The sequence below is a fragment of the Pseudoflavonifractor sp. BSD2780061688st1 E11 genome, assembly GCF_005844125.1.
Classification (GTDB): domain Bacteria; phylum Bacillota; class Clostridia; order Lachnospirales; family Lachnospiraceae; genus Sellimonas; species Sellimonas catena.
On sequence record NZ_SPHM01000002.1, the window covers coordinates 14,395 to 40,122 of the forward strand.

Here is a 25,728-nt window from a genome sequence, read left to right on the forward strand (position 1 = left end):
CGCCTTTATTTAGTACTGTCCCATCCAGCTTTCCAGATCAGACTGGTTTAAACGACCGTTCAGCAGTCTACCGTCTTCTACCTCGGCATCTGGAACTGCTTTTCGTATCGCTTCTGCTGCTTTTTTAATTCCGCTTCCGCCGGATGTTGCAAATGGAACGATCATTTTCCCTCCGAAATCATAGGTCTCCAGAAACGTATTGATAATGGTCGGTGCCGTATACCACCAGATCGGAAATCCGATAAAAATCACGTCATAATCAGAAACTTTCGCCTCCTTGTCCGCCAAAGCCGGACGGAAAGAAGAATCCTGCATTTCAATCGTGCTTCTGCTGTTCTTGTCTGTCCAGTCCAAATCTGCTCTTGTATACGGAACTTCCGGTCTGATTTCATAGAGATCGGCATTTCCTGCTTCTGCCAGTTTTCTCGCTACTGCTTCTGTGACTCCGCTTGCGCTGAAATAAGTTACTAACTTTTTACTCATACTGATTTCCTCCTTAATATATATCCTGTCATTCACTGGACACCGGCCCTTTGCTACAGAAAAGCTCCGGTCCGGCTGTCCGGATTGGTCTTTACATTTTCCGGTGTTCCGGCCGCTACAACCGTACCGCCGTCTTTGCCGCCTCCCGGTCCCATATCAATGATATAATCCGCACATCGGATCACATCCAGATCATGTTCAATAACTACGACAGTCGCCCCATGATCGATCAGGGTCTGAAATACATCCATCAAAGTATTTACATCCAGCGGGTGAAGCCCGATCGTCGGCTCATCGAAAATAAAAACCGAATCCGACTGGACTCTTCCCATCTCACTTGCCAGTTTCAGGCGCTGCGCCTCCCCTCCGGAAAGTCCGGGTGTTTCCTCTCCAAGCGTCAGATATCCAAGGCCCAGATCTTCCAGTATCTGAAGGCGCTGATGGACCAGCTTCAAATCTTTGCAGGCTGTGAGAGCAGTATGAACGTCCATCGCCATCAGTTCCGGCAACGAATAGGATTCTCTGCTCTTTGTCTGATAGTGGATGGTTTCCGCCTCTTTTGCATATCGTGTTCCCCGGCAGTCCGGACATGGGATATCTACATCCGGAAGGAACTGTACATCCAGGCTGATGACTCCGGTTCCATCGCAGACAGGGCAGCGCAGCTTTCCTGTATTGTAGGAAAAATCTCCCGCCTTATACCCTTTCTCCTTCGCGTCCAGAGTTTTTGCAAAAATCTTCCTGAGTTCGTCATGCACATTGGCATACGTTGCAACAGTGGAACGTACATTGATTCCGATCGGAGCCGCATCAATCAGCTTGACATGACTAATCCCTTCTGCCCGGATTTTCTTCACATGTTCCGGCAGCTTTCTCCCCTGAATATTGGCCGAAAGTGCGGGAACAAGACTTTCCAGTATCAATGTTGTTTTTCCGGATCCGGATACTCCGGTGACTACCGAGAGTTTTCCTTTTGGAATATCCACTTCCAATGGCTTGACTGTATGAATAGCATCCGTTGAAAGATGAATGAGTCCCTGATCAAACAGTTCTGTTTCCGAACATTTTTTGGATCTACGGATTCCAGAACGGCCGGATAAAAACGGACCAATCTGAGATTTTGGATGATTCATCAGTGTGTCCGGTGTTCCCTGCGCCAGAATTTCTCCGCCTTTTGCTCCCGCCTCCGGACCCATCTCGATCAACCAGTCAGCCTGCTTCAAAATCTGAGTATCGTGATCTACAAAAACTACGGAGTTACCGTCCTCAATCAAATCGTGCATGACACCAGTCAGCCCGGCAATATTTACCGGATGCAGACCGATGGATGGCTCATCCAGTACATACAGAACACCTGTCGTCCGGTTTCGAACCGCTCTTGCAAGCTGCATTCTCTGCCGTTCTCCTGTCGATAAAGTGGAAGAAGCCCGGTCCAGAGACAGGTACCCAAGCCCCAGATCCAGAAGACGTCTTGCGGAAGTCTGGAATGATTCACAGATGCTCACCGCCATCGGACGCATGGATTCAGGCAGCGAATCCGGCACCTGCTCTACCCATTTCACTGCTTCATTCAGTGTCATGGTACAGACTTCATCGAGAGAATATCCATTCAGTTTTGGCATTCTTGCCCTTTCCGAAAGTCTGGTTCCATGGCAGTCGGGACAGATATCTCTTTTTAGAAATTTTTCCACCCGCTTCATACCTTTTTCATCTTTTACCTTCGCGAGGGCATTTTCTACCGTATAAACAGCATTAAAATAAGTGAAATCCAGTTCACCGCCCTGATCGGAGCTCTTGGGCTTATAAAAAATATGCTTCTTCACTGCCGGGCCATGATAAACGATCTCCTTTTCTTCTTCGGTCAGCTCCCGAAACGGGAGATCTGTCCGGACGCCCATAGCACGGCAGACGTCTGTCATCAGTGACCACATCAGAGATTTCCAGGGCGCCACAGCACCTTCATCTATCGAAAGAGATTCATCCGGAATCAGCGTAGATTCATCTACTGTCCAGACCACACCTGTTCCGTCACATTTCGTGCATGCTCCCTGGCTGTTGAAAGCCAGTTCCTCCGCAGAAGGAGCATAAAACCTTGTATTGCAGACCGGACAGGTCAGTTCATGTCCTGCTGCGACTTCCAGCGTTGGCTCCAGATAATGCCCGTTGGGACAACAGTGTCTGGCCAGCCTGGAAAACATCAAACGCAGACTGTTCAGAAGCTCTGTTCCGGTTCCAAACGTGCTTCTGATTCCCGGGACTGACGGTCTTTGATGCAGCGCAAGAGCTGCAGGCACATACAGTACTTCATCCACCTGAGCCCTGGATGCCTGAGTCATCCTCCGTCTTGTATAGGTGGATAGTGCTTCCAGATATCTTCGGGAACCTTCCGCATAGAGAACCCCCAGCGCAAGGGAGGATTTCCCGGATCCGGAGACACCAGCAATTCCTACAATCTGATTCAACGGAACATTTACATCAATATTCTTTAAATTGTGCACTCTGGCCCCACGTATTTCTATATTCTGAATCATATACCGCTCCTTTCTGACATTTACGTTATCACCATTTTACTTTACCGTCAAGCGCATCAAAAAGGCTTTCTTTTCTTTCATCATCAAAAAAATTTCTGCCGGAACTGCTCTTGACAAATCCGGACATAGGATACTATTATAAAGAAACTCATGATACCAAGGAGGAAAAGAGCATGACAGAAAAAGAACTGATGCTGTCAGAACATTTATACATTGCAAAGGATATAGAACTGGCAAAGGACAATAAAAAAGCCCGGAAACTGACCAGGCTCATCAATGCATCAACAGAAGAAGATACTGATGAACGGCTGACGCTCTTCCGGGAGCTTTTTGGGAGTGTCGGCGATCATTTCTGGGTGGAGCCACCGTTTCACACGGATTATGGCTGCCATACCTACATTGGAGAAAACTTTTATGCAAATTATGACTGCATCATTATTGATGTGGCCGAGGTCCATATCGGGGACAATGTATTCTTCGGTCCAAGAGTCGGCATTTACACAGCCGGTCATCCGATTGATCCAGTCATCCGCAATAAGCAGCTGGAATACGGAAAAGAGATTCATATCGGAGACAATGTCTGGGTCGGCGGCAACACGGTGATCAATCCAGGCGTCACCATTGGAAACAACGTGGTAATCGGTTCCGGTTCCGTTGTAACAAAAGACATTCCTGACAATGTCGTCGCCGCAGGCGTTCCATGCCGGGTAATTCGGGAAATCACCGAGAAAGATACTGCCTATTGGAAGGAACAGGAAGCTTTTTACTACGAACATATTGACAAGAAGCAGAAAGAAAGGGACTGACAAACAGTCCCTTTCTCTTAGCAGTCCAATATGGCCTTGGCTATGGATCCATGGCCGTTTGCACTGGTATCAAGCATGCACACACCAGACCGGCTGATCGGTTATTTCAGTGCAGAATGATGCGGCAGATTACGGCCTGCATCTTCCGCAGGGATCGTATCCCATTTGGATCACATCTTCCCTGCTTCCGCTGTACTCCCTCGTATTAGAGGCTTTCATATCCCCGACACTTGCACAGTCCGGATCATGAAACTTCATTGTATTTGTATTGAGTATATAAGTTTCCTCTGCTGCCTGACCGTTTTCTGTCCCTGCCTCTGTCTGTGTATCCTCCGCTTCACGGCTTTCTCCCGTGACATAGTCTATCTCAATTCCCGGCTGTACATTATACACATAGACGTAGAAAGAAATGCCTGCCCCGTCATCCTCCACAGACTCTGCTTCCATCAGAACACCGGACGCCACCAGATTGTCATCTTCAAAAACCGGTGTCACTTCGTACAGAACATGGTTATCCGTCTCTTTGATATAATCTGCTACCATATTTTCAAACGGAAGCATTCCTTCCGTATTCATATATCTGGTACCGGTAATCAGATTCTCTTCGTTTGCATTCTCCGCGGTCAGCTGAAAACCAATCAGATGGCAGCGGTTATAAAGATACCCTCCGTCCACATCATCGTATTCCTTATTGATCCATCCCGACGGTTTGATCTCCGAAATACTTTCCCGGTCTTCTGTCGGCATCAATTCCTCTCCGATATTGGCCTTTGCTGTCCCGCACCGGCCAAGCTCATCCAGTTCACTGTATTCTTCGTAAGCTTCCGTCTGAAGTTCCGAATCTGAAAAATCCGGTTCATTGTCTGCCACAACAGTATAGGGCTCGCCGCTGTATTCCGGCAATTCTTCAACAAGCGCTTCCGCTTCTTCCCGGACGGCAGTATCGATCTGCTCTGTTTTGTTTTCCAGACCGCCGGCAGATTCCCCGTGGGAATTTTCTGAAATACTTCCACAGGATGAAACCGTCAAAAGAAATATCAGCCAGAAGACCGGAAGAAAAATCTGTTTTAGTCGCTTCATGACTTCTGCTCCGGACAGGAAAGAACTGCAATCTGTTTTTCCATATCAGGACAGACGATCAGCGTATTGGTATCGTATGTTACCACCGGGTCTTCCGCTTTTAAAAATCCATCCAGTGTCCCAATTACATCGTAACCGAATGTCTCACTTCTGTAGTGCATCGGAATGATGACTTTCGGATCCAACTCTTTTAAAAGTTCTCTGATTTCATCCGGCTCCATCGTATAAAAGCCTCCCACAGGTACCATTACTGCATCCAGACCTGTAAGTACTTCCATCTGCTCCGGGGATGGCATACATCCGATATCTCCCAGATGAGCGATCCGGATTCCTTCCGATTCCAGAACAGTCATGATGTTGAACCCTCTTTTCTCTCCGCGGCAGTCGTCATGGAAACTTTCCAGACGGATCATCTGAAACGGGCTGTCTTTCTTCTCTCTCCGGAGCTCCACCTTTTTCCTTGCATTGTGGTCACCATGTTCATGGCTTGCGATGACTTCATCTGCCTGCAATGTTTCCAGTGTCAGACCCGGTACATTGTTATCCTCGTATGGATCAAAAACAATTGCATATCCATCCTTTGTAATTCTGAAGCAGGAATGTCCAAACCACTCTACTTTTATTTCACGCATGCTTCTTTTCTCCCTTCTGTCATCTCCCGGAACATCTGATCCAGTTCCGGAAAGCTTTTCTTCATCCGGATCGGTCTGCCGTCATGATCCAGGAAACAGTGTCCGGAATGTCCGACAGCAACCTGCTCTCCCCGGCAGCTCATCTCGTAGGCGATCTTCATTTTCACACCATTATACTCTTCAATGTGTACCATAATTTCGACTACATCCTGAAATGTCGTTGTTTTCTTGAAATCACAGTCCACGTGAATAACAGGAGATACAATGCCTTCTTCCTCCATCCGGTCAAATCCCCATCCCGCCTGGTCAAGAAAATCCACTCTGGCTTCCTCCATCCAGCGGATATAATTGGAATGGTGCGTGATCCCCATCCGGTCAGTTTCATAATAATGAACTTTGTGTACATATGCATTCATAATAATCCCTCCTGTTTCTAAACAATTCCAGTCTTTTTATGCTTGTAATAATAATACCCGATAAAAAACACAGCGGTCAGGATCCAGGTCACCGGATAGCTGAAAATAATTGCCGAAATCGTCGGACTGATTTTCAGTGCAACCGCAAGCCAGACGATACGAAGCACACAGATTCCTCCCAGCGTAATGATAACCGGAACAATCACATCTCCGATTCCCCTGAGTGCTCCTGCAAGAATCTCAATAAAAACATAGACAATATACCATGGCGCAATCAAAACAAGCATGTCGCTTCCAATCTGAATGACATTGGCATCTGATGTAAACATACGGAACAGAAATCCTCTTGTAGCAATCAAAAACACGACCATCACGAAAGCTGTTACAAGTTCCATTCCAAGGCAGACTTTTACACTTTTTTTAATGCGGTCTGTCTTTCCTGCTCCATAGTTCTGACCGACAAATGTTGTAATGGAAATTCCAAACGCTGTATTAATCATCCAGAAAATAGCATCCAGCTTTCCATATGCCGACCACGCCGCCGTTGTATCTGTCCCGAAGGAATTCAGAGACGCCTGAATCGCGATATTGGTAATCGCAAACAGAATCGATTCTATTCCGGTCGGAATACCAAGTTTAATCTGTCCGATAAACGCGGTACGGTAAAAACGGATTTTGGAAAGCTTCAGCTGTAACATTCCCTCTGAGCGCATCAGCTTCAGTGTTACAAGCACAGCGCTGAATGCCTGTGCCAGCAAAGTTGCAAGGGCAACGCCAAATACACCTTCATGAAAAACGATCACAAAGACGAGGTCCAGAACAATATTTACAATACAGCAGGCAATCAGAATATAAAGCGGTGTTCTGGAATCCCCCACTGCCCGCAGAATACTGGAACCAATATTGTAAACAAAAGTAAAAACAAGTCCTGAAAAATAAACCCGGAGGTAGACAGTCGAGTCATGTACAATCTCGGACGGTGTATTCATCATGCTGAGCATGGACGGCGCCAGCACAATTCCCAGAATACTGAGTCCGATTCCCCCGACTATAGCGATAGCGTAGGCGTTATGGATTCCCTGCCGTACAAATTTTGCATCTCTGGCCCCATAATACTGGGCAATAATGACCGATGCTCCGGAAGAAAGCCCTGTAAAGAAACCGACGACAAGGTTAATCATCTGGGCTGAGGATCCTCCTACACTTGCAAGTGCCCTGGTCCCTACAAACTGTCCGACTACCACCGTATCGATGGTATTGTAAAGCTGCTGAAAAAAGGTTCCGATCATAATCGGAAAAAAGAATACTAAAAGCTGTTTCCAGATCACTCCCTCTGTGATCTGATTTTTCATCTGAACTGTGTTTTCCATTTCAATCCTCTCTTCCTTCCACACCATTTCATTCCACTAAAAAGGTCCGTACCCGATCTGATTGGCAATCACTACCAGAAGAAACGCTGCTGCCATCATAGACACGTAAATTTTCCAACAGAACTTCATCCAGGCGCCATATCCTACTTTACAAAGTGAAAGCTGCACAAGACTTCCTCCCGGCCAGAAGCTGTTGGTAATCCCGTCACCGTACTGGTAGGTCAATACAAGCACCTGTTGATTAATATGAAGAATCTTTCCAAGCGGCTGAAGAATCGGCATAACCATAACTGCTTTACCGCTTCCGGATACCACAAAAAAATTAAATAGCGTAACAAATACAAAGATGGTAAGCAGTGCAAAAAACGGGCCTTTGTTTTCCAGAAAAACAGACATCCCATGGACAATCGTATCCATAATGCATGCCTGATTCATCAGTACCATAACTGCCTGTGCAAGTCCTACCGCAAATGCAGCGCCAAACACACGGACAGCTCCCTGACAGAACAGGTCACATGCCTTACTTGGATTCATTCGGAAGATAATCACGAGCGCAACACCAAGTATAAGATAAACTGCCGCGACCTGAGGGAATGACCACCCAAACCGGGTACATCCGATCCCCTGAACAACAATGACAATTCCAAACGCAAGAAGTCCAAGAACTCTCGGAACAGTCATTTTCTCTTTGATTTCCTCTCTGTCTTTTCCGGACCGGCTAAGGTATTCTTCTTTTAAAATACTGGTGTTCGGATTCTTCTTGATCTTTCTGCAGTACCGGTAAAGACCGGTCAGACCGATCAGATAAAACACAAGAAGTCCCGCACACCGGTAGGCCATTCCGGAAAAAATCGGCAGCCCTACGATCTGCTGTGCGACTCCGGTCGTAAACATATTCATCAGACCGGCCGTAAATCCTACTGTACTTCCGACAATCGCAAGACCGGCTCCTACCATCCGGTCATATCCCAGAGCAAATCCGATTGTGATGGCAAGCGGATAAAACGGATATGCCGCCTCTCCATAACCCAGAACCCCGAAGATTACAAAAATTGTATAAAAAATGAAAACGACAGAAAACTCTTTTCCTTTAGTCTTTTGCAGAATCTTTTCGATGCCGGCCGCAAATGCGCCGCTCACTTCAAGAAAGTAAATCACCCCGGAACAGATAAAAAGTGTTCCCATAATCGACGCACCGTTTACAAATCCATTATAGACAGCCTCGAAATAGTTCATAAACGTAATCGGATTCTCATTTTCCACATATCGGAAAGTATCCGGATCAATGATGTTCATGCCGGAGAGTGTATCCTCAACTCTCTCGTAGCTTCCGCTTGGGATCATATAAGAAAGCGCTGTAATCATCAGCATAATAAAAAGTAAAATAATAAAGACATGAGGCATATGAAAGCCTCTTGATCCTTTTCTGGTCTGATTCATGTTTTACTCCTCGTTCCTTTTTTTCTTCAGCCATGACACGGCCGCATCCGCGTAGATGGCTGCCCCGATCGGTAAAACCTCCTCGTCAAGTACCATGTGTGCATTGTGAAGCGGGGCATTCCCCTCTTTTCCCGCCCCGATAAACACAAACATTCCCGGTACTTCTCTTGTGACATATCCAAAATCTTCTGTCCCGCTCATCGGCGGAATTTCCTCTACATTTTCTCTGCCTGCAGTCTCTTCTAGAAAAGGCAGCATTTCTTTTACAAATTTTCTGTCGCTGTATGTACACGGCGTCTGAAATACTGTCATTTCATAATCCCCGTTCCAGGCCCGTACATAATGGTCAATGACCTCCGGAATCCGTCTGCGTAGATGCTCCGATGCTCCTAAATCCAGAGTACGGACTCCAATATGGAGTTCTGCTGTATCAGGAATGATATTGACAGCTGTTCCTCCCTTTACGACTCCGCAGGTCAGAGTTGCCATGGCAGCCGGATCCACCTCTCTTGTCACAAGCAGGTTGACCGCCTGATATACCTGATTCAAAATCATCAACGGGTCCACGCAGATCTGAGGCTGGGAACTGTGTCCGCCTTTTCCTTTGATTTTTACAATAAAGGTATCAAGCGATGCAGAATTTACCCCTCTGCAGTAACCGACCCGCCCTGTTTCCTGAAGCGGCTGCACATGCAGTCCGAAAGCCGCATCAACATCCGGATTTCTCAAGGCGCCTCCCGCGACCATCATCTTTGCCCCCGCGCCTGTCTCTTCTCCCGGCTGAAATAAAAGCTTGACCGATCCGCAAAGTTCACTCTCCATTTCTTTCAAAATTCCTGCGGCCCCAAGAAGCATGGCTGCATGACTGTCATGTCCGCACATGTGTCCGTATCCATTCGTAGAACAATACGGAAGGCCCGTCTCCTCACGGATCGGAAGTGCGTCCATATCCGCCCTTAAAAGAATACACGGACTTCCCTGTCCGATCACTGCCGTAATTCCTACTGCTTTTTTCATCTCCGGAAATCCTGCTTCCATATAATCTGCAGTCATTTTTTCCGAAAGTTCTCCTCCACAGAAGTTCCATTTAATTCCCATCTCTGAGAGACGTTCACCGATATAGGAAACCGTCCCTGGAAGATCCATTCCGATTTCCGGATTCTGATGCAGGTATCTTCTGTCCCTGCAGATCTCTTCCCTCTTCTCTTGCGCACGCTTTCTAATCTGATTCATTCTTTCACTACTCCTTTTTTCTGGCGTTTCCCATCTCTCCCATACATCCATCTTTTATTCTACACGATCCGGGCAAAATGTAAAATGTTTTTTTCTTCCGAAGACCATACTCAGAACAGAAGATCTCATATTGTACTTTTCTTTGGTCCATGTTATAGTAAAACAAAAAAGGAGCATATACGGTATGAAAGTCATTATTTATGGTTCTGATATTTGCGGAGACTGCCTTGATACAAAAGCATACTTAAAAGAGCATGCAGATGACAGTATCCAGTACAATTATTTTGATATTACAAAGTCAACAGCAAATCTGAAACGGTTTCTGAAGCTTCGCGACACAATGGATCTTTTTGAAGAAGTCCGGAACGGACATACGATCGGGATTCCTCTCTTTCAGTTCGAAGATGGAACCTACACATTGGATCCTGAAGAGGCTTATAAGAAAATGGAGATCTGATTTTCTTTCGCTGCGATTGTAAAGACAAACAAAACAGACTGCCCCGCAGTCTGTTTTTTATCGTTACGAACAGGAAACGGAATCCTGCTCCCGTGTATATGCTTTTGCCCTCACATCCTGAATCACAAGGAGCACTGCCCCTGCCAGAAGAGGAATGCTCCCGAACCAGACACTGTGAATTCCATACTGCAGCCATATCAGATAACAAAACCCGACACCAATATGAAAACTAAGAAGCGTACCTCCAAAAACAAGAGCCTTTTCCGCTTTCTCTTTACGGACTTTCTCTTCTTTTCTGTATAGGAAATATTCTGTTATGGCAAAGACGGTCTGTTTTAGATTATTTGTAGAAAAAATCGTGGAGCTTGTATATCCTTTTGCTCCCTGAAACACACACCACTGAAAAGCCGTGACAAAAAAAACCGGATAAAGCGCCATCACCGGATCCATATTCTCCGGAAAATATCCAACTGCCAGAATTGCAGAAGCGTCCAGAAAAATTGCCAGATACTTCAGATTCCATTGTACTTTTTTTGCGAGAACCGCCGCAACGACCATTGCGCTCATGTATACCAACAGTGCCGCCACCCTGGTCAGCACCTCCTCCGGATTCCTTCCCAGAACACTGCACACCAGCTCAATCAAGTTTGCTGTCTGCGCAGATCCGAACACCTTCATCCTTGCAAGTATGGCATATGCACCTACAAATCCTCCGAATACCGCCATGATAAAATGTACCGGCAACTCAAACTCATTTGCTCTTTCCACAAAACCGCCCCCTGACTTCCACCTATTATAATCATCTTTTTTCTATTTGTAAAGCGTCCACCCTCCATTTAGAATAATTTTGGGGACGTGTACCGTTACACCGGAACACGTCCCCAAAAATGATGTATGCGATTCTTTTAGTCCTTATCCCTCATCAGCTATGAGTTTTGATGTAGAAGGCGAACATGTCTATAAACTCTGCATTTGTTGGAATTCTTGTTATTTTACAGCCCGCAATTTTGCTGAAGCCTTCCGGCCCGCTCTGCCTCCAGCATACTTCTATCGCTGTCCGGATATTCCGCTCTACACTCTGCGAAGTCACCTTCAGCCTGAATGCCACCTCCGGATAAATATTCTTCGTTACATTCAGCATGAAGTTGTCGTTTTCCAGTACGATCTTTGTTGCCTCGGCCAGCTGCTGATATCCCTGATATTTTGAAGTCAAACCCAAACTTCTCAATGTTTCGTAAATCAGCTGCATGTTTTCCTCCTTCCAACCTCCGCTACTATCATAACGACTTTCTTTGAAAATAACAGGAAAAACTACACTTATCGACAAAATGCTGCTGAAAAACGACAAAAAGCTACATTCCTTTTTCCATCGCTTCAATAGTCCGGTACCAAGAGGATATGGTCCGGTATGTACACCAATGGTGGCACCGATCTGAATATCTTCCCACTGTGCCACATGAAAACCGGCTTCTTCCAGTCTTTCCGCCAGCTGGTTTTTAAACTGCTCATACTCTTCCACCCACAGCCCGACTCCGGTCACAATATAATAATCCTCCGGATGAATGTCATGCTCTTCCATATATGTCTCCATTTTTTCGATGAGCTTTAAAATTGACTTCTTCCTCCCCCGGCAAAGCTCTGCCGGTCCGAGCTCTCCGTCATAAAACTGCAGAAGAGGCTTGATCTTCAGCACGCTTCCTGCGACAGAAGCAGCTTTTCCGATTCTTCCACCATGTTCCAGATATTTTAAATCATCTGTTGTAAAGAAAATATGACCGCTTTTACGAATTTCCCCCAGACATCTGACTGCCTCATCGAGGGATTCTCCCGCATTACGGATTTCCACAGCTGCTTTTACAAGCATTCCCTGTAATGCAGTTGCAAGGGCCGAATCCAGAATCTCAATTCTTGCCCCCTCATACTGCTCTTCCACTACCTGTTTCGCATTGACGGCGGCCTGCATGGAGCCGCTCAGCTTCTTGGAAAGGCAGATACATAGTACCGGCATTCCGTCTTTGACAAATGGGACAAATGCATCCACATAGTCCTGAACAGATGGCATGGATGTCTTTGGAAAGCAGTCCGGATTGTCTGCCATCTTCTGATAAAAATCCGGAATAGAGATCTGCTTTCCCTCCTGATAATAATTTTCTCCGTCAAAAGAAATATAAAATGATACTATCTGTACCTGTTCCGCCTGCAAATATGCCTCAGGCAGATCACAGGAACTGTCACTTACAATACCAAACTGCATGATCCATCCTCCCGTATCTCTTGCTTTTCCCCAGTTTTTCTGCTAAACTACTGGCATATTACTAAATGTTACAATTGTAACATTTGCTTTTAGGGAAAGCAAGATACTTTTACATTTTTGTTACAAATCAGGAGGTTTTGTTCATGAATTCATCCAGCCGGGTACGCAAAGGCCCTTCTTTTACAAAACGCTGCATCATGGATGCGCTTTTGCAGCTGATGCACACAAAGGATTATGACGACATCACCATTACCGATATTACTGAAAGAGCCGGTGTATCCCGGATGTCCTATTACCGCAATTATCATTCCAAAGATGAGATTCTGATGGACTATATGTTTCGCATCATTAAAGAATATGCTTTGTCGCTTGCCAATGATTTTCCAGAACTTCAGAACGGCTTTCAGACTTATGATCACATTCTCCACGGTCTGCGCTATCTTCAGAAATATGCAGACTATGCGCTTTGCCTGAAAAAATCAAACCGCTCCGAAATCATCCTGCACGGTCTGGACTTTTATATGCTGACCATTGCGGGTATGGCAGATTCGGATTCCCCGAGGAAATACGAGCTCTACTACTATTCCGGAGCGCTTTATAATATTTTTCTGCACTGGATTGAGGATGGTATGAAGGAGGATATCGAAGTTATTGCTTCACTGATTTACCGTCATATTCAGAAAAACCCGTTTCTCTCCTCAGCTAATCAAGATTCTTCAGGACATCCTTCAGATCAACCGAAATAATCCGGTCGACACAGTTGACCGGGATGCCGCGGTAAACATAGGCACCGGATTCAAACAGCATATAGAGCCGTCCATCCTGAATACAGATCTGTTCCATACGGTTGGGAAGCGAAAAGCTTTTAATCTCTTCTTTCTTCTTCAGACTGTATTTCTCTGATTCAATGACAGATCTTTCATAAATACGGAGTTTGGAATCTGAAAATCCGTAGGACTGGGAAAGGAACAGATAGTTTCCGAACACCTCCAGTCCCTGAACCTGAGAAAGAATATCCGCCCATTCCTGGTCAATTGCAACATTGCTGAACAGTTCCCTCTCCCTGTTCAGCTCCTCATATTCCTCCTTATTCTGTTCATTGATTTCAAAATCCACCGAATACCGATTGATGATGCTGTCCCCGGAAAGAGAAAAATATCCAGCATAAAGGCTCCCTCCCCGAAATGCCATGAAAGAATTTCTTGCAAGCCCCTCCAACGCATGGGTTTCCAAAAATGGAAGGGGCTTTTTTGTCTTGTCATACTGATAGTTTTCCAGAGCTTCCATTGTATACAAGCTTACCGCTGCCTCCCCGTTCAGCATATCTGAAACCCACAGCACCTGATTCAGGTTGTCATACGCAATGCCGCCGGCATGAGTCCTGTTTGGCATAATAATTTCTTTTACAAACCGCCCGGATTTTTTGTCAATCTGATACAGTACGGAATTGTGTTTTTTAGTATGGCAGTACGCGCTTACAAAAATAGAGTCTTCCGTCACATCCATTCCCTGCGGCGTCATGGAAGTGCAGATGTCTGACTGACCTGTTTTACTGTTTACCGTTCTGGTGGATTTCAGGCCAGGAATAATATAAGTACCAAAATTCTGTTCGAGAGAGAGGTGTTCCACCATCTCTTCTGTAAAGAAATCATCATATTGCATAAGAATTTCGGTCACTTCTGATAATGTATGAACGGCGGGAGCCGCATTGGTCCGATCCAGTACGGCAACCGGTTCATTCGCCTTGCGGTAAACACCAAAATAAAACACGACACAGCCAATCAGAAGAACAGCCGCTATCAGCAGGCTTTTCCAGGTGACTCCTTTCGCTTCTTGTGGTTTCATTCTTTTCACTTCTTTATTTTATCCACCATTCCAGAATCGTCTGAATCTGCTCATCCCAGTATTTCCACTGGTGGTCTCCGCTGGAACTTGTGGTTGTAACTTCATATCCGAGCCGCTTCATTTCTTCCCACATATCCAGATTGTTCTGATACAGGAAATCCTCCGTCCCGCACCAGGCAAACAGCCTTGGCTCCGGTTTCTGTTCTTCTTTCAGTTTCTTTGCCAGATATTTCAGATCATTTGACGATCCGGCAATCCTGTCCGGATTTCCAAAGATTCCTTCCCAGAAACCGGACGGTTTTCTCGCAATGTCCGCAGCCTCTTCTTTTACCCTTCTTGCTACATCCAGTACTCCGGACATAGATGCCGCTGCACCGAATGTCTCCGGTGCTCCAAGGCCAAGTTTCCACGCTCCGTATCCTCCCATGGAAAGTCCGGCTGCCAGCGTATCCTCCCTCTTTTCCGACAACTGTGGAAAAAATTCACGGCAGATTTTTGGAAGCTCCTGTGAAAAAAAAGTCCAGTAAGGAAGTCCGTATTTCGTATCTGTATAAAATCCAAGCCCTGCATCCGGCATAACTACCGCAATCCCGTATTCACTGACATATCGTTCAATGGACGTCCTCCGCTGCCAGGTTGTATGATCATCACTCATTCCATGGAGCAGATAGACTGTTTTGTATTTTCCAGCCTTTGCATTTCCTTTCATTCCAATCTGACTGGTCGTATTCTGCGGAAGGATCACATCCATATTCATACACTTTTCCAGAACTTCCGAGAAAAAATCCACATGTAATAATGCCATTTCCTTCTTCCTCCTTTTCCTCGCTTTTCTTACTTTTAATTATAGCTTAAAAACAAGAGCAGGGACACAGTAAAATACTGCATCCCTGAACTCTTCTCCTTCATCCTTAACAGGTTGCTCCGCCTTTCAAATGTTTCTGTGCAGCCAGATTTTCCTGCTTTCTTTCAAGAAGTTCATCAGAAAGAATCTGACTCTGTACGTTTTCAAATCCGAGACGTTCAATCGTATCGGCAAAACGCTCTCCGGTAATTCCCTGTTCACGGAAGAGAAGAATTGCCTTTTCTACAACATCCAGTACTTCTTCTTCACTTGTAAATACCCTTTCCAGAGCACGTCCGTGAGCCACTTTCTTACCCCATCTTCCTCCGATGTAAACTCTGTATCCTTCCGTCTCCGTATTCACTGCGCCAAATGGGCATTTCCCCACACAACGTCCGCAGTGATTACACTGACTTCCATCGATCCGGATCTTTCCATCTTCCATCCTTGCCACATGGATCGGGCAGTTGTTTTCCACCTGGCAGACTTTACAGCCGCGGCACCTGGAGAGATCCACAGCCGGAACTCTCTGCCCGATAATTCCAAGATCATTAAGATCCGGTTTCACACAGTTATTCGGACATCCGCCTACCGCAATCTTGAACTTGTGCGGAAGCTTCACCTGATTGTAGCCGTGATAAAACCGCTCATGGATCACTTCCGACAGATGGAAGGTATCAATCAGTCCATACTGGCAGGTCGTTCCTTTACAGGATACCACCGGACGTACCTTCGATCCGGTACCGCCCGTTTCCAGTCCTGCATCCGCCAGGAATTCCCGCAGCGGTTCGATATTCGCATATGGTACTTTCTGAATCTCAATGGTAAGCCGGGAGGTCATGGTGATTTCCCCGCTTCCGAACTTCTCTGCCGCCTCGGCAATTACACGGCTTTCCTCCGCGGTAATCTTTCCGTTTCGTGTGATGACGCGGGCGTTAAAGCAGTCCTCGGTCCGCTTATCCTGAAGAAATCCCAGAGCCTTTACTCTCGTAATATCTTCCGGGGAAACCTTGAATTTTACCCCTTCTACTTTGACATCATTAAAGTACTGGGCACCTTCAAGCACGACTGTGTTTGTATATCCATATGCCTTTAACCGGTTCTGAAGGAAATAGCTTCTTTTGCCTTTCAGGCAGACAAGCAGCAGCTTTTCGTCTTTGTCAAGCCCGTCAATCGGTCCGTTGACTGAGGAAAGATTCACATAAAATGCTCCTGCAATCTGCGGATTCGGGCAGACGTCTACCACCTTATAGCCTTTTGCTTTTCCTTCGGCATACTCCGCCGGAGTCATGCTGACCATTTCTCCGCTGATTTTGTTTTCCAGAATATACGCTGCCTGTACAAGCGGATGGATCGCCGTGGAAAACGGCGGCGCATAGGCCAGATCCAGATTCTCCAGATCTTCCAGCCGGGCATCCATCGCAATTGCCGTTGCGGCAATATCTGTCATCTTATCTGCTGCTCCGGCCCCAAGCACCTGGATTCCAAGAAGTTTGTGGGTTGTACGGTCTGCAATCATCTTTGTCGCAAAGGAATCTGCATCCGGATAATAATGGGCTTTATCATCTGTCACGGCAAGAACCGTTTCTACATCATACCCTGCTTCCTTTGCCTGCACCTCGGTAAGGCCGGTTCTTCCTACATTCATTCCCGGGAGCTTTACGACGCCTGTCCCAAGTACGCCCGGATAGTTCTTTTCTTTTCCGGCAAGAATCTGTGCCAGTGTTCTTCCTTCATAGTTTGCGGAAGATCCCATGGCTGACCACTGCGGTTTCCCGGTAATCCGGTTCTTTACGACAACGCAGTCTCCTGCCGCGTACACGTCCGGAAGGTTCGTCCTCATCTGTCCGTCCACTACAATGGTTCCTCTGTCCATCTTAATTCCGCTGTCCTTCAAAAATGCAGTATTCGGACGGATTCCGATTGAAACAACGACCATATCTGACTGAATCGTTCCCTGATCCGTCTGAATACCGGACGCCTTTTCCCCGCCAAGTACTGCTTTCAACGCAGTGCCTGTCTGAATCCGGATTCCCTTCTTCTGAAGATGGCGCTTCGCATAGGCCGCCATTTCCGGGTCAAGAACATTTGGCATGATCTGAGGCGCCATATCAATGACCGTCACTGCAATTCCTTTGGCATGGAGGTTTTCCGCAATTTCCAGTCCGATGAAACCGCCTCCTGCCACCACCGCACGTCTGACCTCATGCTCCTCCATATAGGACCTCATATTTTGGGCATCCTCCGGTGTCCGCATCTGAAATACCCCCGGAAGGCGGATTCCCGGCACATCCGGGACAATGGCAGACGCTCCGACAGCAAGAATCAGGTTGTCGTAGGTATACTCCTCTTCCGTGCCGTCATCCAGATTTTTTACATGTACGGATTTCCGTTCCGGATCAAGACCAACCGCCTCTCTCCCGGTCAGCACCTGCACACCTGTGAGACCTGCAAATTTTTCCGGTGTATTAACAATCAGCTCCTCTTCTGTTTCAATCAGTCCTCCTACATAATATGGAAGACCACAGCCTGCATAGGAGATCTCTCTGCTTTTTGTAAGCAGGGTCACCTCTGCGCTGCGGTCTTCTCTTTTCAGTTTTGCAGCAGCCTTAGTTCCGGCCGCGACACCTCCGATCACGAGTGTTTTCATTTCTTCTTTTCCAGTGTTACATCCATTATATACCCGAATCACACTCGTGACATATTATGATTTTTAATTATATTATAAGTATTTTTTATGATCTTCCTTCTATCAGACACTCAGCTTCTCATCTGCAATCCATCCGGTCAGGAAAAATGCCAGGACTGTCATGACAATATAGAAAATGTAGTCAAAGAGGCTGACTCCGCCCATCCCGCCAAGCGGTGCCATATCAATGAGGGAATCGAAAAGTACATAGATCCTCTCAATCCCGATGTTGATCAGGAAAAATACGATCACTGCAATCACTCCTCCAAATCTTGCATTCAGCAGCACCGTTCTTGTCAGAATGATTGCGAGAAAACCTACCATCATTACATTAATCCAGGAGATCAGAAGAAGCAGGCAGACTCCGAAAAAAGCCCCCCAGTCAACATTACTGTTTGTGACTTCCTTAAAGAGCCGTCCCAAAGATCTCAAAAGATCTCCCAGAGATCCTTCACTTGCCGCTGTCACAGTGACGGTTACCACTCCTGCAGCAAAAAATGCAAGAAAGACAAATACCATCTGAAGAATTCCTGCAATCAGTTTTGCTCCAAGAATCTCGTATGTGGAATGCGGTACCATCCAGAGCATATAACTCTGCTTTGTCTTCAGGTCCCTGTTTAAAATCACCAGATTTTCAATTCCTACGTAAAAGATGCCAAACATCCCTGCGAATGTGATAATTAAAATACTGACCGCAACTATGGTTTCATTTTTGATCAGACCGCCGATTAAAAAAAGTACAATAAAAGCCAGAAGGCAGGCCAAGATCAAAATTCTAGTCAGTCTTTGCTTTCTCCATTCATACTTAATCAGATTTCCCATTTTCCTTCCCCCTTTACATCAGTTCCCTGTACAGATCAGCCGCGCTTCTTCCGGAACGCATTCGTTCTTCTTCTACGTCACATTCATAAATCACACTGCCGTCTTTCATAAAGATGGCGTGGTCGATAAAGGACTCAATCTCCTCAATCAGATGTGTAGAAATGATCACTGCATTTTTCTCGCTGACTGTTGTCAGAATGACATCAATAATCTCTTCTCTTGCCTTCAGATCGATACCATTTAGCGGTTCATCCAGCATGTACAGCATCGCTTTTCTCGAAAGCGTTGCGATCACCTTCAGCTTTGCCATCATACCGGTGGAAATCTCCCGCATTTTCATTTCTTCCGAGAGACCTACTTTAGCAATCAGATCGTGAAACTTTTTCTGATCAAATTCTTCAAAAAAGTCGCTGTAGTATTTTCCTACCATGCCGATATTCATAAAATCGTAGTAAAACGGCTCTGTTGACATGTAGGCAACCTGATTCTTCGCCCGGTAATTCCATGGAGCCCCGTCAAAAACAACTTCCCCCTGTGTCGGCTTGATAAATCCTGTCATCATCTTCATCCAGGTTGTTTTCCCACTTCCATTCGGTCCAAGAAGCCCGTAAATTGATCCACTTCGTATCTTCAGCGAAACATCCTTTACCGCTTTCTTTCCCATAAATGCCTTGGTCAGTCTTCTGCTTTCTGCAATCATAACTCTTCCTCCTCATCAAATGCTTCTATCCGGGTAATGATTTCGTTTTTACTAAATCCAAGATCCAGCATTTCTTTTATAAATCCACTTAATAGTGCCTCTGCCATCTCTTTCCTTAACTCTTCCTGCATCTTTTCGTCCTCCGTAATGAAAGTTCCAAGTCCCCGCTTTGTATAACAATATCCTTCCGCTTCCATCTCTTTATAGATTCTTGCCGCCGTATTCGGATTCACCTTATAAAGAACGGCAAGCTCTCTGTTGGACGGAAGCTTTTCTCCGGGAAGCAGCTGTCTGCGGACGATCCGTTTTTTAATATCTCTGATAACCTGCATGTAGATCGGTGCTTCAACACGATATTCCATTTTTGTCCTCCTTTCTGTATCAGTGAACTAGTTAAATAGTACACTAGGATATTATGTTTGTCAATCTGCTTCGATCAATCTTTCGTTTTTCTTAATAATCTTCATAAATGCGCAAAAAAGCTCCGGTCTGAATGTCCTGTGTATCGGACAGTTCAATACCGAAGCTCTCTTTGTCTTAAAAGGCATACAGCCAGTTTGCCTTTTTATAGTAGATAAAAAATGCGACAGAACTCAAAGTCCATGTCAGCGGATAGATCCAGTAAACTACCGCAATGGACGGAATCAAAATCGACACGCCTGTCAGCACCGCCACACGGATCACGCACCAGAAAATCATCATGACAATCATAGGTATAACTGATTTGCCGGCTCCTCTCAGTACCGCCGCTATAGAGTGCGAATACGCCAGCAGGAAGTAGAACAGCGCAGATGTCCGTGCCCTCTCGGTTCCAAATACAATCACCTCCGGTGTCCGGTCAAACGCCGCGACAAAGACCGGTGCCGCAATAAAGATAATAATGCCAATGACCTCCGCCAGAATCATGGCACAGGCAATACCGAATCTTGCACCCTTTTTCGTGCGCTCATAATTCTTCGCTCCCAGATTCTGACTGACAAATGTGGTAAGCGCCATTGTGAAGCTGGTGATCGGCAGGAATCCGAACCCCTCGATTTTGGAGTATGCTCCGCATCCTGCCATGGCCATTTCGCCAAAGGAATTGATATTGGACTGTACTACAACATTTGCAATGGCGATGATGGAATTCTGAAATCCGGATGGAAGACCGAACTGAATCACCTGTTTAAAGATATCCCATTCAAACCGGATTTTCCGCAGGTTCAGACGGTATTCCGCTTTGGACCGCATCAACTGGATCATACAGAGTACAGCGCTGACCACCTGAGAAATATCGGTAGCAAAGGCAGCTCCGCCCACTCCCATATCAAATACCGTAATAAACACAATATCCAGAACTACATTAATTATGGATGACAGAATCAGATAATACAATGGATGTTTGCTGTCTCCCACTGCCTGCAGGATTCCTACGAACATATTGTACATGACAAATCCCGCGGATCCCATAAAGTAGACCCGGAAATATTCCGTTGACTCCGGCATGACATTAGCCGGCGTCTGCATCCAGACAAGAATCTGAGGGGCAAAGAATACTCCGACAATCGTCAGGACAATACTCGCCACGATTCCGAAAGCTACCGTTGTATGTACTGCCTTCTCCACGTTCTCCTGGTCTCTTGCCCCAAAATATCGCGCAATCACAACTCCTGCTCCAAGTGCGATTCCATTGAAAAATCCGATCATCAGATAGATCAGATTTCCTGACGAGCTGACCGCAGCCAGCGCATTGCTTCCAAGAAAATTACCGACTATCAGCGAATCCGCTGTATTATACATCTGTTGAAACAGATTGCCCAGAAAAATGGGCACTGCAAAAAAAGTAATCTTCTTCCAAATTGATCCCTCAGTCATTAGTGTGGCGGAATCACTCTCTCTCATACCATCATTCCCCTTTCTCTTTCCATATTCTTTCGTATGCCTGATACTTCTCTTCCATCTCAGCACGTCTTGCTTTCGGCATGTGAGGAATTGCCTCTTTCAGTTTTCCAAGCGTCTCTTTCAGGGCACCCCAGTCCTCTTTTGCCTTCAGCGCTTCTGCCTCCCATACAAGATAATACGCCTCTTCCTCCGGCCGTTTCTTCATACACGCAAGCAGGTCCAGCGCTTTATCGTATTCCGAGCTCTGGCAGAGTGCAATCGGAAGATAGATCTGCAGTGTCGGAATCATGCTTTCCCACCGTCTTTTGGCCCTGCTGTAGTAGCACAGGAAAAAAATAATCATCTCTCTGCTCTGCTGCCTTTCCACAAATTCTGACAGAATTCTTGCCGTGTGGATACTGTCTCTTCCGCAAAGCCACGCAAATCCCACTGCAATGACCAGTCCAAGGAACCAGATCTGCCAGTTCCCTCTAATATTCGCCGCCAGGCCTGCAATCAGTCCCACGGCCAGAAGTCCAATACACCATCTGAGCTCCCAGATCTGCATTTTTACCAGAAGAGTCTTCTGCACCTGCTCATCAATCCGGGGGGCTTCTGTAAGCTGAGTCTGATCGCGGCATTCAGGGAACAGCCCCATCAGTGTCTTTTTCATCTTTTCTTCCTGCAACCGTCTGCTTTTTCTGCTGAACAGGCTCTGCCAGATAAAAACCAGAGCCGCACACAGTACAATTCCGGCAGTCCTGAACTGAAAACCCAACGGCTGATACCGGAATACATAAAGGGCCGCCCCTGTGGAGACAAGTGCAGCACTCCCTTCCGCAAGAGCCATCTTCCAGGTTTTGTATTCTTTCTGTCCTTCTTCTCCAAAGCTTCTCACAAATGCAGTCAGGAAAAACAGTGCGGCACATCCTCCTGCAAAAGCGGAGTAAAGGCCTTCCCGTCTTGCCCCATACTGAAAAAACAGGATTCCTCCTTCAAATAAAAGCATTCCCGCAAGAAACAGCGAAAGAATGCAAAGTAATCTCCAAATTTTCTTCGTCATCTTGTCCTCCTATCCTGCTTCCTGCAAAGAATCTGTGATTTCTTTTTCAAATGTAAACTGTTCTCCATCCTCGGACCGGAACAATGCTTTGATCAGATTTCCCTGATCCGTATAATCTCCATCGTCCCCCTGCCCAACGACCATATAATAAACACCGTTTTCCAGATAGAACTGCTCCACCTGGTCAAATGGATTGTATCCCATCTTTTCGATAACCGCATCCGCCTGAGGAAGCGTGATTTCCTGCCAGGTCTGTCCCTGATCGACAGTCCAATAAAATACACTCTGCTCCTGTCCGGATGCATAATATCCTGTCTGAGCATCGACCCAGAACGCGGCACTTACATTGGTCATCATGCTCTCGCCAGTGGAAATCTGTCTCCATGTTTTCATATCGTCCGTCATCCAGATCCCATAATAATCCGTTCCGAGCGACCGGTCCATAGCAAAAACCGCTACACAGCCATCTCCGATTCTTGACAGGTACGTACCCGCTTTATATCCCAGATCTGTGATCCTGCTCTCCTGCCAGACTGCTCCCTGATCGGTACTGTAAATCATAACAGTCCCCTCACTGTCAAATCCGAGAAATGCGGTAAACTCCGGAGATATCAGATAACTTCCATCCTCCAGGTTTTCATCATACAGGCCGTTTGTCTCCCGGCAGACTCTTTCATAGCCATCCGGTACCTCTGCAAAGGTCCCTCCGCCGTCATAGGTAACATAAAGCACTCCGTCATCAATATAATAGGTCTCTTCTCTGTCTGTCCGCATCGCATAATGCTGGGTTTGAGGTGTCCGGATCTCCTCCTGAAATTCCGGAGACTGAATCTGATAATCCACCGGACGCATTTTTTCCGTAATCTTATAGATTCCGTTTTCCTCCTCCAGTCTTACTACCATCTGTCCCCGGTAAAGATATCTTGAATCAATACCGGACAGGGCGTGGTCCGCTCCCTGACCGCCCAGATACACCAGTTCCAGATTCTGAATAATTTCACTGTTCACAGCGGCCGGTACCATGGTGTAATCCAGCTGCACATAACCATTGCCGTCCAGCACTTCCACCTGATTCAGAACGGCATCGTAAATCCGGTATTCGTACGGCACATTCATTCCCTGAAGCGCATCTGTATAATCTGAAAACCACTCCCGGCATGCTTCATCCTCGGATTTTCCAACACCGGCAATTTCCGAACCAATAATCTCAGGTATCTCAAACTGATTCCAGCGAAATTGCGTCCAGGCTCCACAAAGGAGCACCGCTCCTGCAAGGCAGAGAATCCCCGCAGCCAATCGTTTCATCCTTCATCTCCTTTTTACTTTAAGTCACTGTCTTGGAACATTATATCACCTTTTGTTGTGTTATAAAAGCGGTCAATTTTATTCGATACAAAAAAGCCCTTGAAAATCCCGCAAAACGGGTATCTTCAAGGGCCTTAATACTTTTTAAAAATTACATACCAGCCTGAGCTGCTACTTCTGCTGCAAAGTCGTCAACTTTCTTTTCGATTCCTTCGCCTGTTTCAAAACGAACGAATTTCTTAACAGTAACTTCTGCGTTGTTCTCTTTTGCAACTTTTTCTACATATTTTCCAACTGTCAGGTCGCTGTCCTGAACGTATACCTGATCTAACAGACAGAACTCTTTGAGTTCTTTGTTGAGACGTCCGATGATCATCTTTTCGATAATGTTGTCCGGCTTGTTCGGATTTTCTTTCTTAGCCTGAGCAAGAAGGATTTCTTTTTCGTGATCCATGAATTCCTGAGAAACTTCATCACGGGATACATACTTCGGAGACATAGCTGCTACCTGCATTGCTACGTTCTTTAAGCATGCTTTGATTTCATCGTTTACAACGTTTGTATCAGCTTCTACAAGAACACCGATTCTTCCGCCGCCGTGAATGTATGCAACAACGCATCCTTCAGATGTGATTTTCTCAAATCTTCTGATGTTCAGTTTTTCTCCGATCACAGAGATCTTTTCTGTCAGAGCATCCTGAACTGTCTTGGACGGATCTGCATTCCATGCCTCAGCCATGAATGCGTCCATATCAGCTGCATCTGTATTCAGAGCCTGATTTACTACAGCATCAACAAATCCCTGGAACTCTGCGTTCTTTGCAACGAAGTCTGTTTCAGAGTTTACTTCTACGATTGCTGCTACCTTGTCATCTTTTACAGCTGCTTTAACAAGACCTTCTGCTGCAATTCTTCCAGCTTTCTTTTCAGCCTTTGCCTGACCATTTTTTCTTAAATATTCAACGGCTGCGTCCATATCGCCGTTTGTTTCACTAAGAGCTTTTTTACAGTCCATCATTCCTGCGCCTGTCATTTCTCTTAATTCTTTTACCATGCTTGCTGTAACTGCCATTTTGCTTTCCTCCTGAATCTTAGTCGAAATGGATTATTCTTCTACAGTTTCTTCTGCCTCTTCAACTGCCTCTGTATCTTCGCCTTCGAATACTTCTTCGCCAGTTGCTCCCTGATTTGCTTCTACAACAGCGTCTGCCATCTTGGAAACGATCAGTTTAACTGCTCTGATTGCATCGTCATTTCCCGGGATTACATAATCCAGTTCTTCCGGATCACAGTTTGTATCAGCGATACCGATCAGCGGAATTCCAAGTGTATGTGCTTCCTGAACACAGATTCTTTCTTTCTTAGGATCTACTACGAAAATAGCGTCAGGCAGTCTCTTCATGTTCTTGATACCGCCAAGGTTTTTCTCAAGTTTTTCCCATTCTTTCTTTAATGCGATAACTTCCTTCTTCGGAAGCACGTCAAATGTTCCGTCTTCAGCCATTGCTTCGATCTCTTTTAAACGCTCGATTCTGCTCTGGATTGTCTTGAAGTTTGTCAGCATACCGCCAAGCCATCTTTCGTTTACATAGAACATTCCGCAACGCTCTGCTTCTGTTTTGATAGCATCCTGAGCCTGTTTCTTTGTTCCTACGAAAAGAATTGTTCCGCCTTCTGCTGCAATATCGGATACTGCCTGATAAGCCTCATCTACTTTTCCAACGGATTTCTGTAAGTCGATGATGTAGATTCCGTTTCTCTCTGTGTAGATGTACTCAGCCATCTTAGGGTTCCATCTTCTTGTCTGATGTCCAAAGTGAACACCGGCTTCCAAAAGTTGTTTCATTGAAATAACGCTCATGTTTCTTCCTCCATATTTGTGGTTTTTTACTTCCGCA

24 protein-coding genes are annotated in these 25,728 nt (G+C 45.9%); 3 read left to right on the plus strand and 21 right to left on the minus strand.

All coding sequences use genetic code 11. The annotated features are described in order from the left end of the window. Window positions 1–9: 9 nt before the first annotated feature. Together FGQ85_RS00980 and FGQ85_RS00985 are read right to left on the minus strand one after the other, a co-directional pair. On the minus strand, window positions 10–483 hold the full coding sequence (locus tag FGQ85_RS00980; RefSeq protein ID WP_087255124.1) for a flavodoxin: 474 nt from the start codon (window positions 481–483) through the stop codon (window positions 10–12). Between the two features lie 53 nt (window positions 484–536). Continuing rightward, on the minus strand, window positions 537–3,014 hold the full coding sequence (locus tag FGQ85_RS00985) for an excinuclease ABC subunit UvrA (RefSeq protein WP_138372430.1): 2,478 nt from the start codon (window positions 3,012–3,014) through the stop codon (window positions 537–539). A gap of 173 nt (window positions 3,015–3,187) precedes the next feature. Between FGQ85_RS00985 and FGQ85_RS00990 the strand changes: the two genes are divergently transcribed. Further along, on the plus strand, window positions 3,188–3,820 hold the full coding sequence (locus tag FGQ85_RS00990; RefSeq protein ID WP_087168571.1) for a sugar O-acetyltransferase: 633 nt from the start codon (window positions 3,188–3,190) through the stop codon (window positions 3,818–3,820). Window positions 3,821–3,949: 129 nt separating this feature from the next. Here the strand turns inward: FGQ85_RS00990 and FGQ85_RS00995 are convergent, their stop codons facing one another. From FGQ85_RS00995 to FGQ85_RS01020, 6 genes are read right to left on the minus strand one after another with little or no spacing between them, the layout of a single operon-like run. After that, window positions 3,950–4,900 (minus strand): DNA/RNA non-specific endonuclease, encoded by a 951-nt coding sequence (locus FGQ85_RS00995; protein WP_087168572.1) that lies wholly within the window; start codon window positions 4,898–4,900, stop codon window positions 3,950–3,952. Continuing rightward, complete coding sequence (locus FGQ85_RS01000) at window positions 4,897–5,532, minus strand: MBL fold metallo-hydrolase (protein ID WP_087168573.1); 636 nt, start codon at window positions 5,530–5,532, stop codon at window positions 4,897–4,899. The genes FGQ85_RS00995 and FGQ85_RS01000 overlap by 4 nt, the downstream gene beginning before the upstream one ends. Continuing rightward, the gene (locus tag FGQ85_RS01005; protein ID WP_087168574.1) at window positions 5,520–5,948 is read right to left on the minus strand and encodes a thioesterase family protein; all 429 of its coding nucleotides are present in this window, start codon (window positions 5,946–5,948) and stop codon (window positions 5,520–5,522) included. The genes FGQ85_RS01000 and FGQ85_RS01005 overlap by 13 nt, the downstream gene beginning before the upstream one ends. Window positions 5,949–5,965: 17 nt before the next feature. Next, entirely contained in the window at window positions 5,966–7,318 is a 1,353-nt protein-coding gene (locus tag FGQ85_RS01010) for an MATE family efflux transporter (protein WP_087168575.1), read from the minus strand. 36 nt (window positions 7,319–7,354) lie between these two features. Beyond that, complete coding sequence (locus FGQ85_RS01015) at window positions 7,355–8,758, minus strand: TIGR00366 family protein (protein WP_087168576.1); 1,404 nt, start codon at window positions 8,756–8,758, stop codon at window positions 7,355–7,357. A gap of 3 nt (window positions 8,759–8,761) precedes the next feature. Then, complete coding sequence (locus FGQ85_RS01020) at window positions 8,762–9,991, minus strand: M20 family metallopeptidase (RefSeq protein WP_138372431.1); 1,230 nt, start codon at window positions 9,989–9,991, stop codon at window positions 8,762–8,764. Window positions 9,992–10,175: 184 nt separating this feature from the next. On the opposite strand from FGQ85_RS01020, the gene FGQ85_RS01025 reads away from it, so the two are divergent. Beyond that, window positions 10,176–10,448 carry a hypothetical protein gene (locus FGQ85_RS01025; RefSeq protein WP_087168578.1) on the plus strand — a complete coding sequence of 91 codons (273 nt, stop codon included), beginning with the start codon at window positions 10,176–10,178 and terminating at the stop codon, window positions 10,446–10,448. 63 nt (window positions 10,449–10,511) lie between these two features. Here FGQ85_RS01025 and FGQ85_RS01030 read toward each other — a convergent pair whose 3' ends face one another. Together FGQ85_RS01030 and FGQ85_RS01035 are read right to left on the minus strand one after the other, a co-directional pair. Beyond that, window positions 10,512–11,216 (minus strand): YoaK family protein, encoded by a 705-nt coding sequence (locus FGQ85_RS01030; RefSeq protein ID WP_118635912.1) that lies wholly within the window; start codon window positions 11,214–11,216, stop codon window positions 10,512–10,514. Between the two features lie 154 nt (window positions 11,217–11,370). Next, complete coding sequence (locus FGQ85_RS01035) at window positions 11,371–12,702, minus strand: DegV family protein (RefSeq protein WP_138372432.1); 1,332 nt, start codon at window positions 12,700–12,702, stop codon at window positions 11,371–11,373. Window positions 12,703–12,845: 143 nt separating this feature from the next. Here FGQ85_RS01035 and FGQ85_RS01040 point away from each other — a divergent pair, with 143 nt between their 5' ends. Then, on the plus strand, window positions 12,846–13,448 hold the full coding sequence (locus FGQ85_RS01040) for a TetR/AcrR family transcriptional regulator (protein WP_087168581.1): 603 nt from the start codon (window positions 12,846–12,848) through the stop codon (window positions 13,446–13,448). On the opposite strand, the gene FGQ85_RS01045 is transcribed toward FGQ85_RS01040, so the two are convergent. The 11 genes from FGQ85_RS01045 to rpsB form a co-directional block, all read right to left on the minus strand. Continuing rightward, window positions 13,405–14,547: a hypothetical protein gene (locus FGQ85_RS01045; RefSeq protein ID WP_087168582.1), complete on the minus strand. Its 1,143-nt coding sequence runs from the start codon at window positions 14,545–14,547 to the stop codon at window positions 13,405–13,407. The genes FGQ85_RS01040 and FGQ85_RS01045 overlap by 44 nt on opposite strands. A gap of 13 nt (window positions 14,548–14,560) precedes the next feature. Next, entirely contained in the window at window positions 14,561–15,352 is a 792-nt protein-coding gene (locus FGQ85_RS01050) for an alpha/beta hydrolase family protein (RefSeq protein WP_087168583.1), read from the minus strand. A 106-nt stretch (window positions 15,353–15,458) separates the two neighbouring features. Further along, window positions 15,459–18,041 (minus strand): FAD-dependent oxidoreductase, encoded by a 2,583-nt coding sequence (locus FGQ85_RS01055; RefSeq protein ID WP_118635917.1) that lies wholly within the window; start codon window positions 18,039–18,041, stop codon window positions 15,459–15,461. 102 nt (window positions 18,042–18,143) lie between these two features. Next, a complete protein-coding gene (locus FGQ85_RS01060; RefSeq protein WP_087168585.1) occupies window positions 18,144–18,902 on the minus strand; it encodes a hypothetical protein in 759 nt (252 codons plus the stop codon). Between the two features lie 13 nt (window positions 18,903–18,915). Further along, complete coding sequence (locus FGQ85_RS01065; RefSeq protein WP_087168586.1) at window positions 18,916–19,602, minus strand: ABC transporter ATP-binding protein; 687 nt, start codon at window positions 19,600–19,602, stop codon at window positions 18,916–18,918. Continuing rightward, complete coding sequence (locus FGQ85_RS01070) at window positions 19,599–19,964, minus strand: GntR family transcriptional regulator (RefSeq protein WP_087168587.1); 366 nt, start codon at window positions 19,962–19,964, stop codon at window positions 19,599–19,601. Before FGQ85_RS01070 ends, FGQ85_RS01065 begins: the two co-directional genes overlap by 4 nt. A 175-nt stretch (window positions 19,965–20,139) precedes the next feature. Further along, the gene (locus FGQ85_RS01075; protein ID WP_138372433.1) at window positions 20,140–21,483 is read right to left on the minus strand and encodes an MATE family efflux transporter; all 1,344 of its coding nucleotides are present in this window, start codon (window positions 21,481–21,483) and stop codon (window positions 20,140–20,142) included. A 4-nt stretch (window positions 21,484–21,487) separates the two neighbouring features. Continuing rightward, window positions 21,488–22,525 (minus strand): hypothetical protein, encoded by a 1,038-nt coding sequence (locus FGQ85_RS01080; RefSeq protein WP_087168589.1) that lies wholly within the window; start codon window positions 22,523–22,525, stop codon window positions 21,488–21,490. 9 nt (window positions 22,526–22,534) lie between these two features. After that, entirely contained in the window at window positions 22,535–23,830 is a 1,296-nt protein-coding gene (locus FGQ85_RS01085) for a hypothetical protein (RefSeq protein ID WP_087168590.1), read from the minus strand. 151 nt (window positions 23,831–23,981) lie between these two features. Then, the gene (tsf, locus tag FGQ85_RS01090) at window positions 23,982–24,902 is read right to left on the minus strand and encodes a translation elongation factor Ts (RefSeq protein ID WP_087255165.1); all 921 of its coding nucleotides are present in this window, start codon (window positions 24,900–24,902) and stop codon (window positions 23,982–23,984) included. A 33-nt stretch (window positions 24,903–24,935) separates the two neighbouring features. Next, complete coding sequence (rpsB, locus tag FGQ85_RS01095; RefSeq protein ID WP_087169689.1) at window positions 24,936–25,691, minus strand: 30S ribosomal protein S2; 756 nt, start codon at window positions 25,689–25,691, stop codon at window positions 24,936–24,938. Window positions 25,692–25,728: the final 37 nt, after the last annotated feature.

Coding starts and splice junctions, on each gene's coding strand:
- FGQ85_RS00980 (WP_087255124.1), bottom strand. CDS start 483: ATGAGTAAAAAGTTAGTAACTTATTTCAGCGCAAGCGGAGTCACAGAA.
- FGQ85_RS00985 (WP_138372430.1), bottom strand. CDS start 3,014: ATGATTCAGAATATAGAAATACGTGGGGCCAGAGTGCACAATTTAAAG.
- FGQ85_RS00990 (WP_087168571.1), top strand. CDS start 3,188: ATGACAGAAAAAGAACTGATGCTGTCAGAACATTTATACATTGCAAAG.
- FGQ85_RS00995 (WP_087168572.1), bottom strand. CDS start 4,900: ATGAAGCGACTAAAACAGATTTTTCTTCCGGTCTTCTGGCTGATATTT.
- FGQ85_RS01000 (WP_087168573.1), bottom strand. CDS start 5,532: ATGCGTGAAATAAAAGTAGAGTGGTTTGGACATTCCTGCTTCAGAATT.
- FGQ85_RS01005 (WP_087168574.1), bottom strand. CDS start 5,948: ATGAATGCATATGTACACAAAGTTCATTATTATGAAACTGACCGGATG.
- FGQ85_RS01010 (WP_087168575.1), bottom strand. CDS start 7,318: ATGGAAAACACAGTTCAGATGAAAAATCAGATCACAGAGGGAGTGATC.
- FGQ85_RS01015 (WP_087168576.1), bottom strand. CDS start 8,758: ATGAATCAGACCAGAAAAGGATCAAGAGGCTTTCATATGCCTCATGTC.
- FGQ85_RS01020 (WP_138372431.1), bottom strand. CDS start 9,991: ATGAATCAGATTAGAAAGCGTGCGCAAGAGAAGAGGGAAGAGATCTGC.
- FGQ85_RS01025 (WP_087168578.1), top strand. CDS start 10,176: ATGAAAGTCATTATTTATGGTTCTGATATTTGCGGAGACTGCCTTGAT.
- FGQ85_RS01035 (WP_138372432.1), bottom strand. CDS start 12,702: ATGCAGTTTGGTATTGTAAGTGACAGTTCCTGTGATCTGCCTGAGGCA.
- FGQ85_RS01040 (WP_087168581.1), top strand. CDS start 12,846: ATGAATTCATCCAGCCGGGTACGCAAAGGCCCTTCTTTTACAAAACGC.
- FGQ85_RS01045 (WP_087168582.1), bottom strand. CDS start 14,547: ATGAAACCACAAGAAGCGAAAGGAGTCACCTGGAAAAGCCTGCTGATA.
- FGQ85_RS01050 (WP_087168583.1), bottom strand. CDS start 15,352: ATGGCATTATTACATGTGGATTTTTTCTCGGAAGTTCTGGAAAAGTGT.
- FGQ85_RS01055 (WP_118635917.1), bottom strand. CDS start 18,041: ATGAAAACACTCGTGATCGGAGGTGTCGCGGCCGGAACTAAGGCTGCT.
- FGQ85_RS01060 (WP_087168585.1), bottom strand. CDS start 18,902: ATGGGAAATCTGATTAAGTATGAATGGAGAAAGCAAAGACTGACTAGA.
- FGQ85_RS01065 (WP_087168586.1), bottom strand. CDS start 19,602: ATGATTGCAGAAAGCAGAAGACTGACCAAGGCATTTATGGGAAAGAAA.
- FGQ85_RS01070 (WP_087168587.1), bottom strand. CDS start 19,964: ATGGAATATCGTGTTGAAGCACCGATCTACATGCAGGTTATCAGAGAT.
- FGQ85_RS01075 (WP_138372433.1), bottom strand. CDS start 21,483: ATGAGAGAGAGTGATTCCGCCACACTAATGACTGAGGGATCAATTTGG.
- FGQ85_RS01080 (WP_087168589.1), bottom strand. CDS start 22,525: ATGACGAAGAAAATTTGGAGATTACTTTGCATTCTTTCGCTGTTTCTT.
- FGQ85_RS01085 (WP_087168590.1), bottom strand. CDS start 23,830: ATGAAACGATTGGCTGCGGGGATTCTCTGCCTTGCAGGAGCGGTGCTC.
- tsf (WP_087255165.1), bottom strand. CDS start 24,902: ATGGCAGTTACAGCAAGCATGGTAAAAGAATTAAGAGAAATGACAGGC.
- rpsB (WP_087169689.1), bottom strand. CDS start 25,691: ATGAGCGTTATTTCAATGAAACAACTTTTGGAAGCCGGTGTTCACTTT.